At 40.6% G+C, this 17,147-nt stretch carries 17 protein-coding genes, 1 tRNA gene and 1 pseudogene; 15 read left to right on the top strand and 4 right to left on the bottom strand.

The features are described 5' to 3' along the window. The 5 genes and pseudogenes from LQE94_RS15040 to LQE94_RS15020 form a co-directional block, all read left to right on the top strand. Nucleotides 1-155 (top strand): annotated as a pseudogene (locus LQE94_RS15040) (ATP-binding protein); the annotation flags it as partial. A 109-nt stretch (nt 156-264) separates the two neighbouring features. Then, a complete protein-coding gene (locus LQE94_RS15035; protein WP_240578061.1) occupies nt 265-1,161 on the top strand; it encodes a helix-turn-helix domain-containing protein in 897 nt (298 codons plus the stop codon). A gap of 154 nt (nt 1,162-1,315) precedes the next feature. Next, on the top strand, nt 1,316-1,888 hold the full coding sequence (locus LQE94_RS15030) for a helix-turn-helix transcriptional regulator (protein ID WP_240578060.1): 573 nt from the start codon (nt 1,316-1,318) through the stop codon (nt 1,886-1,888). 203 nt (nt 1,889-2,091) lie between these two features. Further along, entirely contained in the window at nt 2,092-2,319 is a 228-nt protein-coding gene (locus LQE94_RS15025) for an ATP-binding protein (RefSeq protein WP_240578059.1), read from the top strand. A gap of 8 nt (nt 2,320-2,327) precedes the next feature. Further along, nucleotides 2,328-2,537, top strand: a complete 210-nt coding sequence (locus LQE94_RS15020; RefSeq protein WP_240578058.1) for a helix-turn-helix domain-containing protein — start codon at nt 2,328-2,330, stop codon at nt 2,535-2,537. A 69-nt stretch (nt 2,538-2,606) separates the two neighbouring features. Here the strand turns inward: LQE94_RS15020 and hydF are convergent, their stop codons facing one another. The 4 genes from hydF to LQE94_RS15000 form a co-directional block, all read right to left on the bottom strand. Then, a complete protein-coding gene (hydF, locus tag LQE94_RS15015) occupies nt 2,607-3,806 on the bottom strand; it encodes a [FeFe] hydrogenase H-cluster maturation GTPase HydF (protein WP_240578057.1) in 1,200 nt (399 codons plus the stop codon). A 10-nt stretch (nt 3,807-3,816) separates the two neighbouring features. Beyond that, the gene (gene hydG / locus LQE94_RS15010; RefSeq protein WP_240578056.1) at nt 3,817-5,238 is read right to left on the bottom strand and encodes a [FeFe] hydrogenase H-cluster radical SAM maturase HydG; all 1,422 of its coding nucleotides are present in this window, start codon (nt 5,236-5,238) and stop codon (nt 3,817-3,819) included. Between the two features lie 106 nt (nt 5,239-5,344). Beyond that, nucleotides 5,345-7,546, bottom strand: a complete 2,202-nt coding sequence (locus LQE94_RS15005; protein ID WP_240578055.1) for a DNA topoisomerase III — start codon at nt 7,544-7,546, stop codon at nt 5,345-5,347. Between the two features lie 26 nt (nt 7,547-7,572). Then, nucleotides 7,573-8,433: a class I SAM-dependent methyltransferase gene (locus LQE94_RS15000; RefSeq protein ID WP_118725092.1), complete on the bottom strand. Its 861-nt coding sequence runs from the start codon at nt 8,431-8,433 to the stop codon at nt 7,573-7,575. Between the two features lie 204 nt (nt 8,434-8,637). Between LQE94_RS15000 and selA the strand changes: the two genes are divergently transcribed. The 10 genes from selA to rpsJ all read left to right on the top strand — a co-directional run bounded on the left by selA (nt 8,638) and on the right by rpsJ (nt 17,136). After that, a complete protein-coding gene (gene selA, locus LQE94_RS14995) occupies nt 8,638-10,047 on the top strand; it encodes an L-seryl-tRNA(Sec) selenium transferase (RefSeq protein ID WP_240578054.1) in 1,410 nt (469 codons plus the stop codon). Between the two features lie 43 nt (nt 10,048-10,090). Then, nucleotides 10,091-10,993, top strand: coding sequence for a selenium metabolism-associated LysR family transcriptional regulator (locus LQE94_RS14990; protein ID WP_118725090.1), 903 nt, complete (start codon nt 10,091-10,093; stop codon nt 10,991-10,993). A 104-nt stretch (nt 10,994-11,097) separates the two neighbouring features. Beyond that, nucleotides 11,098-11,195 (top strand) — tRNA-Sec (locus LQE94_RS14985). Nucleotides 11,196-11,214: 19 nt separating this feature from the next. After that, nucleotides 11,215-11,823, top strand: coding sequence for a sulfurtransferase-like selenium metabolism protein YedF (gene yedF / locus LQE94_RS14980; RefSeq protein ID WP_118737271.1), 609 nt, complete (start codon nt 11,215-11,217; stop codon nt 11,821-11,823). Nucleotides 11,824-11,842: 19 nt separating this feature from the next. Then, nucleotides 11,843-12,892, top strand: coding sequence for a selenide, water dikinase SelD (gene selD / locus LQE94_RS14975; RefSeq protein ID WP_240578053.1), 1,050 nt, complete (start codon nt 11,843-11,845; stop codon nt 12,890-12,892). Nucleotides 12,893-13,017: 125 nt separating this feature from the next. Next, nucleotides 13,018-14,166, top strand: coding sequence for an aminotransferase class V-fold PLP-dependent enzyme (locus LQE94_RS14970; protein ID WP_240578052.1), 1,149 nt, complete (start codon nt 13,018-13,020; stop codon nt 14,164-14,166). Nucleotides 14,167-14,183: 17 nt separating this feature from the next. Then, entirely contained in the window at nt 14,184-15,278 is a 1,095-nt protein-coding gene (yedE, locus tag LQE94_RS14965; RefSeq protein ID WP_240578051.1) for a YedE family putative selenium transporter, read from the top strand. 20 nt (nt 15,279-15,298) lie between these two features. Next, nucleotides 15,299-15,502 (top strand): sulfurtransferase TusA family protein, encoded by a 204-nt coding sequence (locus LQE94_RS14960; RefSeq protein WP_022075333.1) that lies wholly within the window; start codon nt 15,299-15,301, stop codon nt 15,500-15,502. Nucleotides 15,503-15,542: 40 nt separating this feature from the next. Further along, nucleotides 15,543-15,779, top strand: coding sequence for a DUF3343 domain-containing protein (locus LQE94_RS14955; protein ID WP_022075334.1), 237 nt, complete (start codon nt 15,543-15,545; stop codon nt 15,777-15,779). 1,039 nt (nt 15,780-16,818) lie between these two features. After that, nucleotides 16,819-17,136: a 30S ribosomal protein S10 gene (gene rpsJ, locus LQE94_RS14950; RefSeq protein WP_022075336.1), complete on the top strand. Its 318-nt coding sequence runs from the start codon at nt 16,819-16,821 to the stop codon at nt 17,134-17,136. The last annotated feature ends 11 nt before the right edge of the window (nt 17,137-17,147 follow it).

Below are 17,147 nucleotides of genomic sequence, written 5' to 3'. Positions count from 1 at the left end.
AATTTCATAATCATAGGGATAGCGACGGATGTTTGTGCATTGGTCGCTTTCTATATTACCACTTTTATTATGACAGTTTCAAAAAGCTCCTGCATCGTCAAAAGCTGGCAAAAATGGTACTGGAAAACAAGTGGTATGAAGCCGATATCGTACAATCCCGTCCCAAACTAGTCTACTAACTGGTTCCCTAACAAATTCTACTTCTGAGGGGTGTGTTTTTTCTCTGAAATAGAGTACGATTAAAATAAAAAGGGAGGTAGCTGAATGGATCTTATTAAAATTGGAAAATACATTGCAGGTAAGCGAAAGTCATTGGGGATGACACAAAAGCAACTGGCAGAAAAATTAGTTATGAGCGATAAGTCTGTTTCTAAATGGGAGCGAGGAGTTTGCCTTCCGGATGTATCTGTTTATAAGGAACTTTGTTCAATTCTTGGTATTAGCCTCAATGAGTTTCTGGCTGGAGAAGATATAGCCCAAGAGAATATAATTCAGAAGTCAGAAACAAATATTATTGAAATAATCAGAGACAATATAAATAAACAGAAATGTCTAAAGATTATGAAATGTATATTATTAGTTATATCTATTTGTGCGGTATCAGTAATCGGATTTATCATATACCAGTTGAAAAAACCACAGAATTATATTTCTCCTATTGCAAAGGATAGCATAGAAATGCAGACGGCAGAATTACTTGCTGGACCAGATGGAGCATTTGTTTACAAATTTATCACAACGGATGAATATAAAAAACTCAGAGTATATATTTATCAATACGAATCAGGAAAATTAAGTAATCAGGATAAAGTTGAAATGGGGTTTGAAGATATTGCTTCGCCAAAAAGTGGTGAAATTGTAATGGTGCCGGATTTCGATAATTACGTAATTAAATTAATTGTTTCCGGAGATGGAAGTAAGTTGTCAACTGAAATTCCTATTTTAGAAAATGTAGAGAATCGAGAATATTATGGCAGAGCAGCAACTGAAATAAAAAATGTTATAGACATCAGATACAATAAGCAACAGCCGCTTATTGCTTTTGTTTATGATGATGACGAAATGAGTGTTCCAACTTTAGATGACTTTATAAACAGTCAAACAGATTTTCTTTCAAAAAATGATTATGTGTATTATGTAGCATTTGAGTTTTGTAAATAGTGTCAGTTAGGGACGGAGTTTTCTGGCTTTTTTTGCGAGCAAAAAAGCCAGAAAACTCCGTCCCTATTTGGTCTGAATCATAATCTGACATTTTCAAAAGATACAGAGTTTGAGATGTTTCGGATTGATGTAACAGAGGATGAAATAAGACAAATTGAAATCATTAATTAAGAAAATTTCTATGTTACCAAAGTGGAAACATAGGAAAACCATGCTGGTTCTTTCTTTTTTAATGGTATCATTATATGATATGAATGAAAGAGAGGTAAGAAGTATGGCTTTAAATGATAACATTAAAAAAATCAGAGAAGAAAAAAAATATACACAACAACAACTTGCCGATAAACTGTACGTATCACGACAAACTATATGCCGATGGGAGAACGGTTCAAGATGTCCAGATCTAATTACAGCAAAAAAGTTAGCAATGGAGCTTGGAGTCACTTTGGATGAACTTATATCTGATGAAGATATCACAGATATCCAATCAAAATATGGAATATGGAAGTTTGATAGGGTAAAAGAAAGGGAAAAAATTCAGATGATGCAAAAAAGGATCCTAGATTTTATAGAGATTATAGGAGGTATATTTTTAGCAATTTCTTTGTTGCTAAGAGTTCAATTTGATATGAAAGTACCAGCGTGGATTACGATAATATGTATTTTAATAGTGACAGTAGCATTTTTGTTTAATTTTGTGCTGGCAAAAAAATTGGAAGGGAAGTAAAAATTTTCAAGTATTTGTAAAAAGCGTTAGAGCATGTAGAAAAATCCATCTATATGCTCTATTTTTTTATGTTTTTTTCAAGAAAGAAATCTAAAAGTAGGAAAAAAGGAGAAAAAAGTGAAGATACTATGTTTTTGCAGTTTTCCGGGGAATCAAAAAATATTGAGTACAAGGTATCCTTATTTGATAAGAGTGAAAAGTACATGAAAACAATTGTAGCTTTTGCCAATATATTCAGCCAGATGGGACTTGTAGAGGCATGGGGAAGCGGAATAAAAAGAATCTTTAATGCGGCAGAAGAGTATGGACTTCCGAAACCGAGATTTCAGGAATTTGATAACATGTTTCGGGTAGAGTTGTTCCGTAGTTCATTTCCGATGACAAATGAAAAAGAAAACATCGGAGAAGCATCGGAGGAACATCGGAGGTAGAGTGGAGAATGGACCTCAATGATACACAGCAAAAGATTATCAAGTTGCTTTTAGAAGATCATCAATTATCAGCAGTTAAGTTAGCTGAAAAGATCGGGGTTGCCAGTCGAAATATTGAGAACAATATTAAGAAATTAAAAGAGTATGGTATACTTATAAGATATGGCTCGCCAAAGAATGGATACTGGGAAATTGTAGATAAAGAACTACAGGAGTGAAAAGGAGGCCATTGGGGACGGAGTTTTCTGGCTTTGGGACGGGGGTTGATGCCATTGGCATCCCTAACCTCAAAAAATTTCAATACTTCGCTCTAATATCCCATTCATATGTGCAATCGCTGTTCCGTAATTGGTAATAGGAATATTCTGATCTTCGGCACATTGCAGCCGGTATTTCATTTCTCTTTCATTTAGTGTACATCCACCACAATGAATGATCATACGATATTTACTTAAATCTGTTGGAAATTCTGTTCCACTTGTGAATTCAAATTGAATATCTTTGCCGGTATAGCTTCGAATCCAGTTTGGCAGTTTGACCGTACCGATATCTTCGCATTGTCTGTGATGTGTGCATCCTTCTGATATGAGAAGGATGTCTTCATCTTGCAGAGAATCTAAAGTGTGTGCTCCGTTTACAACTGTTTTTAAATTGCCTTTATATCGTGCAAACAAAATTGAAAATGAAGTGAGAGGTACATCTTTAGGTACGATTGCAGCTACTTTTTTGAATGCCTGGCTATCTGTTATGACAAGCTGTGGAGGAGCTGGCAATTTTTTGAGTGTGTCCTCTAATTCAGTTTCTTTTACTACGATAGAAATTGCATTGGATTCTAGCAGGTCGCGAATGGTTTGCTGCTGTGGGAGAATTAATCTTCCCTTAGGAGCAGAGGAATCAATCGGGATAACCAGAACCACAGTATCCAGAGGTTTTATTAAATCACCGACGATGTGTTTCTCATTTATAGTTTGAGGAAGCTGTGCGGCAATTAATTCTTTTAGTTCGTGGATATTCGTATTTGTTTTCGCACTGACAGAGATACATTGTTTCGGAGAAACGGTATCTGGCAGTGAGGATGGCACATCAGTTTTGGATATATCACACTTATTCCATACAACGATATAGGGTATATGTTTATCTATAATACGAGTAAGAATATTTAAATCTTCAACTGTGGCACCGAGAGTGCTGTCGATAACAAGAACAGCGATATCGGTTTTGTTTAGCATCTGATATGCTTTTTGGATTCGAAGTTCTCCGAGTTCCCCGATATCATCAAGTCCGGGAGTATCGATAATAACCACAGGACCGAGAGGTAACAGTTCCATAGCCTTGAGGACAGGATCTGTAGTAGTACCTTTTACATCTGATACGATGGCCAGATTCTGTCCTGTGATTGCATTGATAATGCTGGATTTTCCAGCGTTGCGTCTGCCAAAAATTCCAATATGGATACGGTTGGAAGAAGGTGTTGCATTTAAACTCATAATAATTCTCCTAAAAACGGAAATCGCGGCGATTATTTTCTTCAATCAATCGGAGATTTTCACGCACAACTGCACGAGCCTTTTCGTTTGGTACATTGAACACTTCTCTTTCGATGAGTTTATCACCGATTGCTTTGGTGGCAGGACTTGCGTAATCCATTAAATATTCTTTCAATGTCATCAATGCATTCGGATGGCAGCAGTTCTGAATCTGTCCACTCTTGCACAGTGACATAAAACGGTCACCGGTACGTCCTTCGCGATAACATGCAGTACAGAAGCTTGGAATATAACCAAGTTCCATCAGCCATTTGACAACTTCGTCCAATGTACGTGTATCGATGACGTCAAACTGTTCTGATTTGGCATCGTCCGGTTCCGGCTCAGCATAGCCGCCGACACTTGTCCTAGAACCGCCACTGATCTGAGAGACACCGAGATGAAGAACACGTTCTCTTGTCTTCTGACTTTCTCTTGTAGAAATAATCATACCTGTGTAAGGTACGGCAATTCGGATGCAGGCAACGATCTTGGCAAATGTATCGTCATCAATTCCGTTATCAAAAGAATCTGCATCAATATCATCTGCATGACGGAGTCGAGGAACACTGATCGTATGAGGTCCAACCCCAAATGCTGCTTCAAGGTGTTCAGCATGCATCAAAAGACCTGCAAATTCGTAACGATATTTGTCCAGACCAAAGAGTACACCGATTCCGACATCGTCAATGCCACCTTCCATAGCACGATCCATAGCCTCTGTGTGGTAGTCATAATCATGTTTTGGTCCTGTCGGATGCAATTCCAGATAGCTTTCTTTATGATAAGTTTCCTGGAATAAGATATAAGTTCCGATGCCGGCTTCTTTCAACAAGCGGTAATTGTCAACAGTTGTTGCCGCAATATTGATATTGACACGACGGATAGCACCATTCTTATGCTTAATGCTATAGATAGTCTTAATACATTCCAGATAATAATCCATTGTGTTATGTACCGGATCTTCTCCGGCTTCTAAAGCCAGACGTTTGTGTCCCATATCCTGTAGAGCGATCACTTCCTTGCGGATCTCATCCTGAGTAAGCTTCTTTCTTGCAATATGCTTGTTCTTCATATGATATGGACAGTAGGTGCAGCCATTGACACAATAATTTGATAAATAAAGCGGCGCAAACATAACGATACGATTTCCATAAAAATCTTTCTTGATCTGTTCAGCCAGTTTATAAATCTCCTGATTTTTTTCTTCAATATCACAAGCAAGAAGAACAGACGCTTCTCGGTGTGACAGTCCTTTTCTAAGCTTTGCCTTCTCAATCAAAGAGTTAATCATAGCCTCGTTGTGCTTGTTCTCGTCTGCATAGGCAAGTGTGTCTAAAATCTCCTCGTGATTGATAAAGTCATCAGCATGTTTTGAATTTACGTCATACATAGTATAGCCCCCTTAGTAGTCGCGACGTTATTGTAAAAATGTCTCTTAAATTTGATTATATGGACTGAATTTGGCAAAGTCAACAATTGATAAAATGTAGTCAATATCACAGCTTCAATTTTGCAAATGCTTCCGCAAATGCGTTATTGATTGGCTCTTTTGCTTCTTTTGCCTGCTTTTTTAAATACTGATTTACATCTCGTTTGTTGGCACCTTTTCCCTCTTTCTTTTTGCGTTCTTCAAAGGCACTTAGCTTTTCTTTGTGACCGCATACACAGACAAATCGCTGCCCATCTCCTTTTCCAATTAAATCCATTTTCTTATGGCATACAGGACATCGGGCGTTTGTATGCCGGGAAATGGTTTCGCGGTGGCCACATTCACGATCCTGACACACGAGCATCTTACCGTGTTTTCCATTTACCTCCAGCATAAATTTCCCACAGTCAGGACATTTTGTACGAGTCATATTATCGTGGCGGAAGGTTCCGTTGGCAGATTTGATCTCGGAAATCAACTGTTTTGTATAATTCTGGATTTCATCCATAAATTGTTTGTCAGACTGCGTTCCTTTGGCTATGGCCTGAAGGCGTAATTCCCAGGATGCTGTAAGCTCAGGTTTCTTCAAATCTTCCGGTACAAGTTCCAAAAGCTGTTTTCCTTTAGAAGTGATGTGGATTTCATTTCCCTTCTTCTCCATGAGAAAACTGTTAAATAGTTTTTCGATGATATCGGCTCTGGTTGCAACTGTTCCAAGTCCACCGGTCTCACCGAGCGTTTTTACGATTGTTTTATCTCGGTTTGCGAGATATTTCACCGGGTTTTCCATTGCAGCGATTAAAGTACCTTCTGTAAAATATGCCGGTGGCTTTGTTTTTCCTTCTGTAATGGTAAATGTTTTTACACAAAGCTGCATGCCGGATTTTAATTTCATTAAGGAATCCGAGGCAGCCTGCATAGGAAGTTCCTCTTCATCACAGTCGACATCAGAATAATTGCTGTCTTCATAAACCTCGCGCCAGCCAGGAGTCTTGTAAATAGTTCCTTTTGCGAGAAATGTTTCATTATTGTATGAAGCGGTGACGGTGGTGTCTTCGTATTCGGAAGCCGGGCAAAGAACGGCAAGGAAACGACGCACGACCATATCATAAATTTTACGCTCTTCGTTGCTCATATTTTCCAGCTGTACAAATTGTTCAGTTGGAATGATCGCATGATGGTCACTTACTTTTTTATTATTTACAAAAGATTTGTTTGCCTTGATCGGTTTGCTTGCGAGCTTTAAAGCAACGCGTTTGTAAGGTCCGACAGCACAGGACTGAAGACGCTCTTTTAATGTGCCAACCATATCTTCGGTCAGGTAACGGGAATCTGTTCTTGGATAAGTAAGAACCTTGTGATTCTCGTAGAGCCGCTGCATGATATTCAGCGTTTGCTTTGCGGAATAACCATAGCGCTGATTCGCCTCTTGCTGTAATGCAGTCAGGTCATAAAGTGCCGGTGAGAAAGAATGTTTTTCCTTTTTCTGAATATCTGTAATCACGAAATCATTTTTCCCGGAAGATTGGAGTTTCTGTAATCTTTCCTTGTCAAAAGTGCGAGGAGAATGCGACTTTTTATCCGTCCATGTAAATGTGATTCCGTCTGCAATGGCTTTTAATCCGTAGTAGGATTTTTGCTTGAAAGAGCGGATCTCCTGTTCTCTGGCAGCAATCATGGCGAGTGTAGGTGTCTGGACGCGGCCGCAGGAGAGCTGGGCATTATATTTACATGTCAGTGCACGTGTGGCATTGATGCCAACGATCCAGTCGGATTCGGCACGTGCGACAGCTGCATGATAAAGAGGCTCGTAGCTTTTTCCTGGTTTAAGGTGGGCAAATCCATCCAGAATGGCCTTATCTGTAACGGAAGAAATCCAGAGTCTCTTTAGTGGTTTTTTATTGTTTGCTTTCTCAAGAATCCAGCGGGCAACAAGTTCACCTTCACGTCCGGCATCTGTAGCGATAATGATATCGCTGATATCTTTTCGGTAAATGAGATCCTTGATTGCATGATACTGTTTTCCGGTCTGCTTGATGACTACCAGTTTCCAGTACTCCGGGAGCATCGGCAAAGTATCCATACTCCATGTTTGATATTCTTTTCCATATTCTTCCGGGTCTGCCAATGTGACAAGATGGCCGAGTGCCCAGGTTACAACATAATCATTTCCTTCAATATAATTAGTGGTTTTTTTATTACAGTGAAGAACGCGGGCAATGTCCCGCGCTACTGAAGGTTTTTCTGCAATTACTAAGTGTTTGCTCATGAGTAAATCTCCTGAATAAATAGTATTTAATCTCTCTGCCAGCGTCCGGATGCTCCGCAAGGAAGTACCAGACCGGTGTTTTTAACCGGGAGTCCGATTTCCTGAGATTCTACGTGTCCGTTCCATGCCTTGAGTTCTGTTGCGATCATGTAAGTTAATACGGCAGGAGCAAGACCGGTTGTATATGAATTCACAAGGAAGAAAATGGCATCCTTTGATAAGATTTTAGTACAAAGCTTGATCAATGGATGAATCATGTCTTCAATCTTCCAAATCTCGCCTTTTGGGCCACGTCCATAAGAAGGCGGGTCCATAATGATGGCATCGTAAGTATTGCCACGGCGGATCTCACGTTCTACAAATTTGACACAGTCGTCTACAAGCCAACGGATAGGAGCATCGCCAAGTCCTGAAGATACAGCATTCTCTTTAGCCCATCCGACCATACCTTTTGAAGCGTCAACATGAGTAACCTGAGCTCCTGCAGCGGCAGCGGCAAGTGTAGCTCCTCCTGTGTATGCAAAAAGGTTTAATACCTTTACAGGACGGTTTGCTTTTTTAATGATATCAGAAAACCAGTCCCAGTTTGCTGCCTGTTCAGGGAAAAGTCCTGTATGTTTAAAGTTGAATGGCTTCAGGTTAAATGTCAGAGAACCGTAATGAATCTGCCATTGTTGTGGAAGATCAAAGAATTCCCACTCTCCGCCACCTTTTTTACTGCGATGATAATGTCCGTTGCGGTGCTTCCATCCGTAATCATTTTTCGGAGTGTCCCAGATGACCTGTGGGTCTGGACGAACCAAAATATAGTCGCCCCATCTCTCTAATTTTTCACCCTTTGAACAATCTATCACTTCATAATCTTTCCAATTATCTGCAATCCACATAAATATAATCCTTTCTGAATTTATTGAAATAAAATCTAAAATATTATCGTGGACTTATTATAGCATGACCGAGAGAAAAGAACTAGTTCATATTGAAAGCTTGGAAATTTTCTGTAAGATATTCCCATATGTCCTTTCTTTTTATGTGAAAAGTTGATACTATATAAGATAAATAAAAAGACACAAGGAGGATATTCGAAAATTATGGATAAGAATCAGCTGTATCGCAGAATCCCGAAGGTAGATGTTTTGTTAGAAGAGGATGGGATTCGAAAATTAGAAGAACGATATGGCAGATCCTGTGTCAAGCGTGTTGTACAGGATGAACTGGAACGAGTTCGTATCCTGATTGGAGAATCTGTGGATGAGACAGACGTGTTAAAGGCGGTTGAGCAGTTGCCGGATAGTATCAGTAAAAGCATGGAACTGCTGTATACACCGAATATACGAAGTGTTATTAATGGAACAGGTACTATTTTACACACGAACCTGGGGCGAGCGCCACTTAATCGAGAACATGCAGAAAGACTGGCTGTGATCGCAGCGGAATATTCCAATCTGGAGTATGATCTGCAACGAGGAGAGAGAGGAGAGAGGAATGCACATTTTGAATCCTTGCTTTGCCGTCTGACAGGTGCAGAGGCAGCCCTTGTTGTAAATAATAATGCGGCGGCAGTTCTTTTGTGTCTGAGTACGCTTGCAAAATCAGGCGAGGTGATCGTGTCGCGAGGAGAACTGGTGGAGATTGGCGGAAAGTTCCGCATACCGGATGTGATGGAGCAAAGCGGTGCGGTTTTGGTTGAGGTCGGTACGACAAATAAAACACATCTGTCAGATTATGAGAAAGCAATCACGGAAGAGACAAAGGCTATTCTCAAGGTCCATACAAGCAATTATCAGATTGTCGGCTTTACGGAATCTGTTGCGGTACCAGAGTTGAAAGCAATTGCGAAAGAGCATGAGATTCCGATAATCGAAGATTTGGGAAGTGGAGCATTGGTTGATTTAAGTAAGTATGGTATTTCTCATGAGCCGATGGTACAGGAGGCAATCTGCGGCGGTGCAGATGTTGTTTGCTTTAGTGGTGATAAGTTGTTGGGCGGTCCGCAGGCAGGAATCATAGTCGGCAGAAAATGTTATATCGATAAGATGAAGAAGGCTCCACTGACACGTGCATTGCGCGTGGATAAATTTACTACAGCTGCATTGGAGATGACACTCGAGGAATATTTATCGGAAGAGAGAGCGATGCAGAGGATACCTGTCTTAAAGATGATATCTGAGATGCCAGATACTGTGAAACAGCGCGCACAAAAGTTGAAATCTCAGTTAGAACAGCACAAGCTTCCTGCTCAGATCGTGTTAGAAGATTGTGAGTCGCAGATTGGCGGAGGGGCGCTTCCGCTTGAAAAGATTTCCAGTACAGCAGTTGCAATACGTTCGGAAATATGTTCGGCATCAGAGATGGAAAAGAGAATGCGAGCTTTGCCGACACCGATTATCGGGAGAATGATAAACGGTATCTGGGCTATGGATATGCGGACGATAGAGGAAGAACAGATTCCTTATATTGTAGGCAGTATACAAGATATGCTGAACAGTTGCAGGATTTGAAGCAATGACAGAAAAAGATAAAGGAAAAGGATAAGAAGCAGAAATGAATTTAAAACAGTTAGAGGCGTTTGTGAATGTGGCAGAAAAGCGCAGCTTTTCAAAAGCAGCGCGAGAACTGTATCTGACGCAGCCAACGGTCAGTGCGCATGTTTCCGCACTGGAGAAAGAATTGAATATCAAATTGTTTTTGCGAAATACAAGAGAAGTAGGTCTTACAGATGAGGGGGAAAAGCTATATCAATATGCAAGACAGATGTTGAATCTGGAACAATTGATATATGAGGCTTTTGACAGTGATGTAGCTTCTAATTCATGTATTAAGATTGCTGCTTCCACGATTCCGGCACAGTATCTCTTGCCGGACATATTAAGTCGTTACAGTAGTATGTATCCGAAGGAACAGTTTGAATTGGTTGAGTCGGATAGTGCCGGGGTGATAAGGGCTGTTTCGGAGCGTACGGTAGATATTGGATTTACGGGAACGATATTAGATAAGAAATCTTGTGAATATGTTCCGTTTTTTGATGATGAATTGATTATTGTCATGCCAAACAACGAGAAATATCGTCAGATAAAGGAGACAGAAACCGGGATAGAGTGGCTGGAACGAGTTCCAATTATAATGAGGGAGCAAGGTTCCGGAACAAGAAAAGAGGCAGAAAAGCAATTAAAGCGGGAAGGGATTGATATTCGAAAACTAAACGTAGTTGCAAATATGGAAAATACGGAGGTGATAAAACAATCTGTAAAAAAAGGAATTGGTGTAACAATCATTTCAAAGCTTGCAGCAGCGGAGGATTTGAAATGGGAGAATGTTCTGGCATATCCGCTGGGAGAAAAAAAGAGGGTTCGAAAATTGTATGTCGTATATAATAAAGAATATCCTCGCACAAAGGCTGTGAAAAAGATGATGAAAATAGCGGAAACATTCAATAGAATGTGTTGATGGTCACACTTACTGTGAACAGTAACTAGAATTTTCACAGAAAACAGTATATACTAAGAGATAGTGCATTCGATATATTCAAGTTGAACGAATTGCTTTAATCTGGGTGCGGCTGGGCAGCTGGTGTGTCCCCTGGTCTTCAAAACCAGTGTGAGGCGTGTGGAACGTCTTGGGTGGGTTCGATTCCCACACGTATCCGCCAAAAGAAGGGAGAAAATGATATGATTACAGTAAATGCAATGGGCGATGCATGCCCGATTCCAGTTATAAAAACAAAAAAAGCAATACAGAAAGTAACCGGTGCAGAGACAATTGAAGTATTGGTTGATAATGAGATTGCGGTTCAGAATGTGACAAAGATGGCACAGAGTTCAGGGGGAACAGTAACATCGGAAAAATTAGCTGAAAAAGAATTTAAGGTTACGATTCAGCTTAGCGGCGCAGTTGCGAAGGATACAGAAGCTGCACCGGTTACATGCATACCTGACAGCAGAAGAAATACAGTTGTTGTGATTGCAGCAGATCATATGGGTGAAGGGAAAGAAGATCTTGGCAAAGTTTTAATTAAAGGATTTATTTTTGCACTGACACAGCTAGAAGAACTTCCAAAGACAATTTTATTTTATAATGGTGGTGCAAAAATCACAACAGAGGGTTCTGAATCGTTGGAAGATTTGAAAACCTTGGAAGCACAGGGCGTTGAGATTATGACATGTGGAACTTGCCTTGACTACTATGGACTGAAAGAAAAACTCCAGGTTGGAACTGTGACAAATATGTATAGTATTGTAGAAACTATGAATAATGCAGACAAAATTCTTCGTCCATAAGCAGAGGGGAGGAAATGGAATGAAAACGAGAGATGAGATCAGACTCACTCAGATGACGAATACCGCCGGATGAGCGGCTAAAATCGGTCCTGAGACCCTTGCCCAGGTTCTGGGTAAGCTGCCAAAATTCCAGGATGAGAATCTCCTGGTAGGAATTGAGACATCGGATGATGCCGCAATTTATAAAATTACAGATGAAATCGCAATGATACAGACGGTGGATTTTTTTACACCGGTAGTAGATGATCCGTATACGTTTGGCCAGATCGCAGCAGCAAACTCACTTAGTGATGTCTACGCAATGGGCGGAGAGCCAAAGATTGCTTTGAATGTCGTTGGATTTCCAAATTGCCTTGATCCGTCTATCCTTGCAGATATATTAAGAGGTGGTGCAGACAAGGTAAAAGAAGCGGGAGCTGTTCTTGTAGGAGGACATTCTGTTCAGGATAATGAACCGAAGTATGGATTGTGTGTTTCCGGGTTTGTGCATCCGAAAAAAATATTTAAAAATTATGGTTGCAGACCGGGGGATGCATTGATTTTGACCAAGCCAATCGGAAGCGGAGTAGTAAACACAGCAGTGAAAGCAGAGATGGCTTCGGAAAATTCGATGCAGGAAGCAATTAAAGTAATGTCTTCTTTAAATAAAAAGGCAAAAGAAGTGATTGAAAAGTATCCAATATCAGCCTGTACGGATGTAACCGGTTTTGGTTTGCTGGGACATTGTGCGGAGATGGCATCGGCAAGTGAGGTGAGCTTTGACATTTATGTGGATGATGTAGCATATATTGACGGAGCCGTGGAGCTTGCGCAGATGGGACTCGTGCCGGCAGGTTCTTATAAGAATAGGGAATATTCCGGTTATATGGTAGATACAGGTGATGCAACAGAGACGGATATTGATCTTCTCTATGACCCGCAGACTTCAGGAGGTCTGCTGATTAGTGTGGCACCGGAGTATGCAGATGATATTATGAATGCATTTGAAGCACATGGTCTGGAAACGAGAGCTTCGCGAATCGGTACGGTGAGGGAAGCAGACGAAAAGTGGATATATCTAAAAAAATAGTATCGAAAAACGCGAAAGAACTTATAGAAAAAATCTATAAGTTCTTTCATTTATTATAGGTTTCAATTAGACTGAAAAAATTTTAGGTAGTATAATATTTTTAGAGAAAAACAAGAGGATAAACAATGGAAAAACATACGATTTATATGGACAATGCAGCAACCACACTGCCTAAGCCACCGGAAGTGGCAGAAGCGATCGTACAGGCAATAAATCATCTTGGTAATGCAGGAAGAGGAAGTACGGAGGCGTCGTTGGATGCAGCGAGAGTTATTTATGATACGAGGGAACGCCTTGGAAGAATGTTTCATGCAGAGAATCCAAAGCAGATTGCCTTTACAAGCAATGCAACGGAAAGTCTGAACATTGCGATCCAAGGGCTGATCAATCCCGGAGATCATGTGATCACAACGGTGATGGAACATAATTCGGTTCTCAGACCATTATATGAACGACAGCAGGCGGGAGCGACATTAACGATTTTGCCGGCTGACGAGGCTGGTAATATTTCATATGATATGCTGGAAGCGGCGGTGAGACAAGAGACAAAAGCAATTATTTGCACGCATGGTTCGAATCTTACGGGAAATCTCAATGATATTGAACGAATCGGGAAGATTGCGAAAGCGCATAAGCTGTTATTTATTGTAGATGCATCTCAAACAGCAGGTGTATTTCCGATAGATGCACAGAAGATGGGGATTGATGTGCTTTGTTTTACCGGGCATAAGAGTTTGTATGGTCCGCAAGGAACTGGCGGAATCTATGTGAGGGATGGCATAAGGATCAGACCGCTGAAACGAGGTGGGAGCGGGGTTGATACTTACAATCACAATCATCCGGAACAGATGCCGACAGCACTGGAGGCAGGAACTTTAAATGGCCATGGGATCGCAGGACTCAATGCAGCGTTAAAGTATGTGGAAGAAAAAGGGATTGACGCAATTAGAGAGATTGCATTGCAGAGAGCCTGGCAGTTTTATGATGGTATCAAGGAAATCCCGGGAGTGACCATATATGGAGATTTTTCTAAAAGAGAGAGATGTCCGATTGTCTCATTTAATTTGTATGATTATGATTCGGCAGAGGTTAGTGATGAACTTTTGATGTCGTATGGTATTTCTACAAGAGCGGGAGGACACTGCGCTCCACTGATGCATGAATCCCTACAAAATGCAGAGCAGGGGGCGGTTCGCTTTAGTTTTTCTCATTTCAACACAAAGGAAGAAGTAGAAATTGCGATTCGGGCAGTACGTGAATTGTCCGAGGAGTGAGAAATGGGAGGTTCAGTATGAATTTTGCAGGTTCAAAGAAGAAAATGGCATTAGCTGGAGTGCTTTGTGGATTAGTTGCAGCATGTCTGGCATATTTTGGAAATCCGGCAAACATGGCAATCTGTGTTGCATGTTTCATCCGTGATACAGCAGGTGCGCTTGGAATGCATCAGGCAGCAGTTGTACAGTATGCGAGACCGGAGATAGTTGGAATTATACTTGGATCATTGATAATTTCACTGGCTACAAAGGAATATTGTGCGACAGCCGGTTCGGCTACAATGACACGTTTTATATTAGGTATGATTCTTACAATCGGAGCACTTGTATTTTTAGGATGCCCACTGCGTATGGTAATTCGTATGTCAGCAGGTGACTTGAATGCATGGGTTGCACTGATTGGATTTGTTCTTGGAGTAGGAACAGGTGTAATTGTTTTAAAACAGGGATATTCGCTTGGAAGAGCTTATCCGGCAAAGAAATCTTCAGGAATGATCATTTCTGTGATTGCAGTAGGAATTTTATTATTAGCTTTATTTACAACATTATTAAAATCCAGTGAAGCAGGTCCTGGAAGTATGCATGCACCCGTTGTAATTTCTCTGATTGGAGGGCTTTTGTTCGGAGCATTTGCACAGAAATCAAGAATGTGCTTCGCAGGAAGTGTCCGTGATATTATTTTAATGAGAAATTTTGAGTTAGTATCAGTGATCGGTGGATTCTTTGTAGTTATGCTTATTTACAATCTGGTAACAGGAAACTTTGCACTTAGCTTTAATACACCCGGTGTAATTGCACATTCAGAACATTTGTGGAATATCCTTGGTATGTATGCGGTTGGTTTCGCAGCAGTTCTTGCAGGAGGATGCCCGCTGCGTCAGCTTGTTCTTGCAGGACAGGGATCATCTGATTCAGCCGTTACAGTTGTAGGAATGTTTGTTGGAGCAGCATTGTGCCATAATCTTGGACTCGCATCAAGCGGAACAGCTTTGAATCCAGAAACAAAAGAAGTGGTTGCAGGTGCAGTGACAGCAAATGGTAAAATCGCAGTTATTATATGTATTGTTGCTTGTTTTGTAATTGCATTTACAAATCGTCGTAAAACAGCTTAAAATAGAAAAGAGGGATTCATATGAAAACAGTAGATGCGAGAGGTTTATCTTGTCCGGAACCATTAATGTTAACTGCCGAAGCTATGAAAAATATGGATGGAGCAGTAAAGGTGCTGGTGACAGAGCCACATCAAAAGACAAATGTAGAAAAATATGCTCAGAATCATGGAAAGAAAGCAACATCAGTACAGACTGATGATGGATTTGAAGTGACAATTGAGTAAATTCAACTGAGCGGATCGGATAAAGAGAAGAATTTGGATTATGAGAAAGAAAGAATTAAAGCTTGTTGTAACATTTCATACAACGGCAGATGCTATGGCGATGGAAAAAGCCTGTAAAGCAGATCAGATACCGGGAAGACTGATACCGGTTCCACGGTCTATATCCGCAGGGTGCGGACTTTCCTGGTGTGCGTTGCCGGGGGAAGAAGACGCAATAAGAGAAGAAATGAAAAAAGTTGGAATTGAAGAAGAAGCATTGCATCAGGTTATGGTTTAATGCAAAAACAAAGGACACAGTTTTCGCTGTGTCCTTTGTCTTTTTTGGTATGTCATTGAGAGGTTAACTTCTCGCTGCTCCGCAGTCAATAATGTATACAAATCTGGGGAAAACCCTGATAAACAGGGCGTATATATTAATTGGAGTTCATCGGCGCAGGATCATCTTTGGGGGAAATGAACGGCGTCAATGTAACTGCAAGAGCAACAAAAATGGTTGGGGGTCCTATGTTGATAGGACTTGACTTATAAACAACGAAAAATGTATTTTTAATAATTCTGCGATAAATGATGAGCCTCAAATACAAAAAAGACAGTCTCCCCCTCTTGGAAAACCGCCCTTGGTTTCATTTATCTATAAGTCTTTTTTAATATACTACTTTAGCGCGGTAATGTCAAGAGGTGAAAAAAGAATTATTTAATGTGCTTGAAAAAAGAGTTTCTTCCTATTATATATTCAAGTCGAGCAGCCGCGAGACTTGGCGCGTGATTCTGGTCAGCGTAAGCTGACACATTCTTTACAGAATCACTGCGCATCCTCGCGGAGCGTTTATCTCAGTCGGAGATTGGACTCCCACTGAGACAAATTTGCTGTTACTCACCACCTGAAAGAGGTGGGAGTCTTCTCGACTGAGATAAAAATATGTTGAGTGTATATGATAGATGGGTGTTGTGCAAATGGCACAGAAGAATTGGTTGGAAATTGAAATAAATAACAAAAATCATAAAATATAAAAAAATATAAAAAAGTACTTGCAATATGGACGCTGATTGGTTATACTAAGAGAGCTGTGGCATGATAGCTGTGAAGCGAGAGGTTGCTGCTAACATGTAAATACATGATGGCAGGTTTTCCGTGGAGCGAATGTCAAGTTAGGAAACTGGCGACAAGTCACTGTACGAATCATAACTGATTACAACTTACCACTAAAGGTAAAAGTATGAAACAACGTGTAAGTCTGCATGACACACACGGGAGAGTGTACAGTCACCGCTTGTCGTACTGGGTTTAAAAGTACGAAAAGGAGGCGACTTTTTTTATGGCAAGTCAAGTAATGAGAATCACATTGAAAGCGTATGATCATCAGTTAGTTGATGCATCTGCTAAAAAAATCATCGAAACTGTTAAGAAAAACGGAGCACAGGTGAGCGGACCGGTACCGCTTCCAACTAAGAAGGAAGTAGTTACAATTCTGAGAGCCGTACACAAATATAAAGACTCTAGAGAGCAGTTCGAGCAGAGAACTCATAAGAGACTCATCGACATTGCTGCACCAACACAGAAAACAGTTGATGCACTGTCAAGATTGGAAATGCCAGCTGGTGTATTCATCGACATCAAGATGAAAAACAAATAAGCTGACAGCAC

It is taken from the genome of Mediterraneibacter sp. NSJ-151 (assembly GCF_022487435.1).
Taxonomy (GTDB): domain Bacteria; phylum Bacillota; class Clostridia; order Lachnospirales; family Lachnospiraceae; genus Schaedlerella; species Schaedlerella hominis.
Note: the sequence above shows the minus strand (reverse complement) of the source record. Positions and strands in the feature narration are given on the sequence as shown.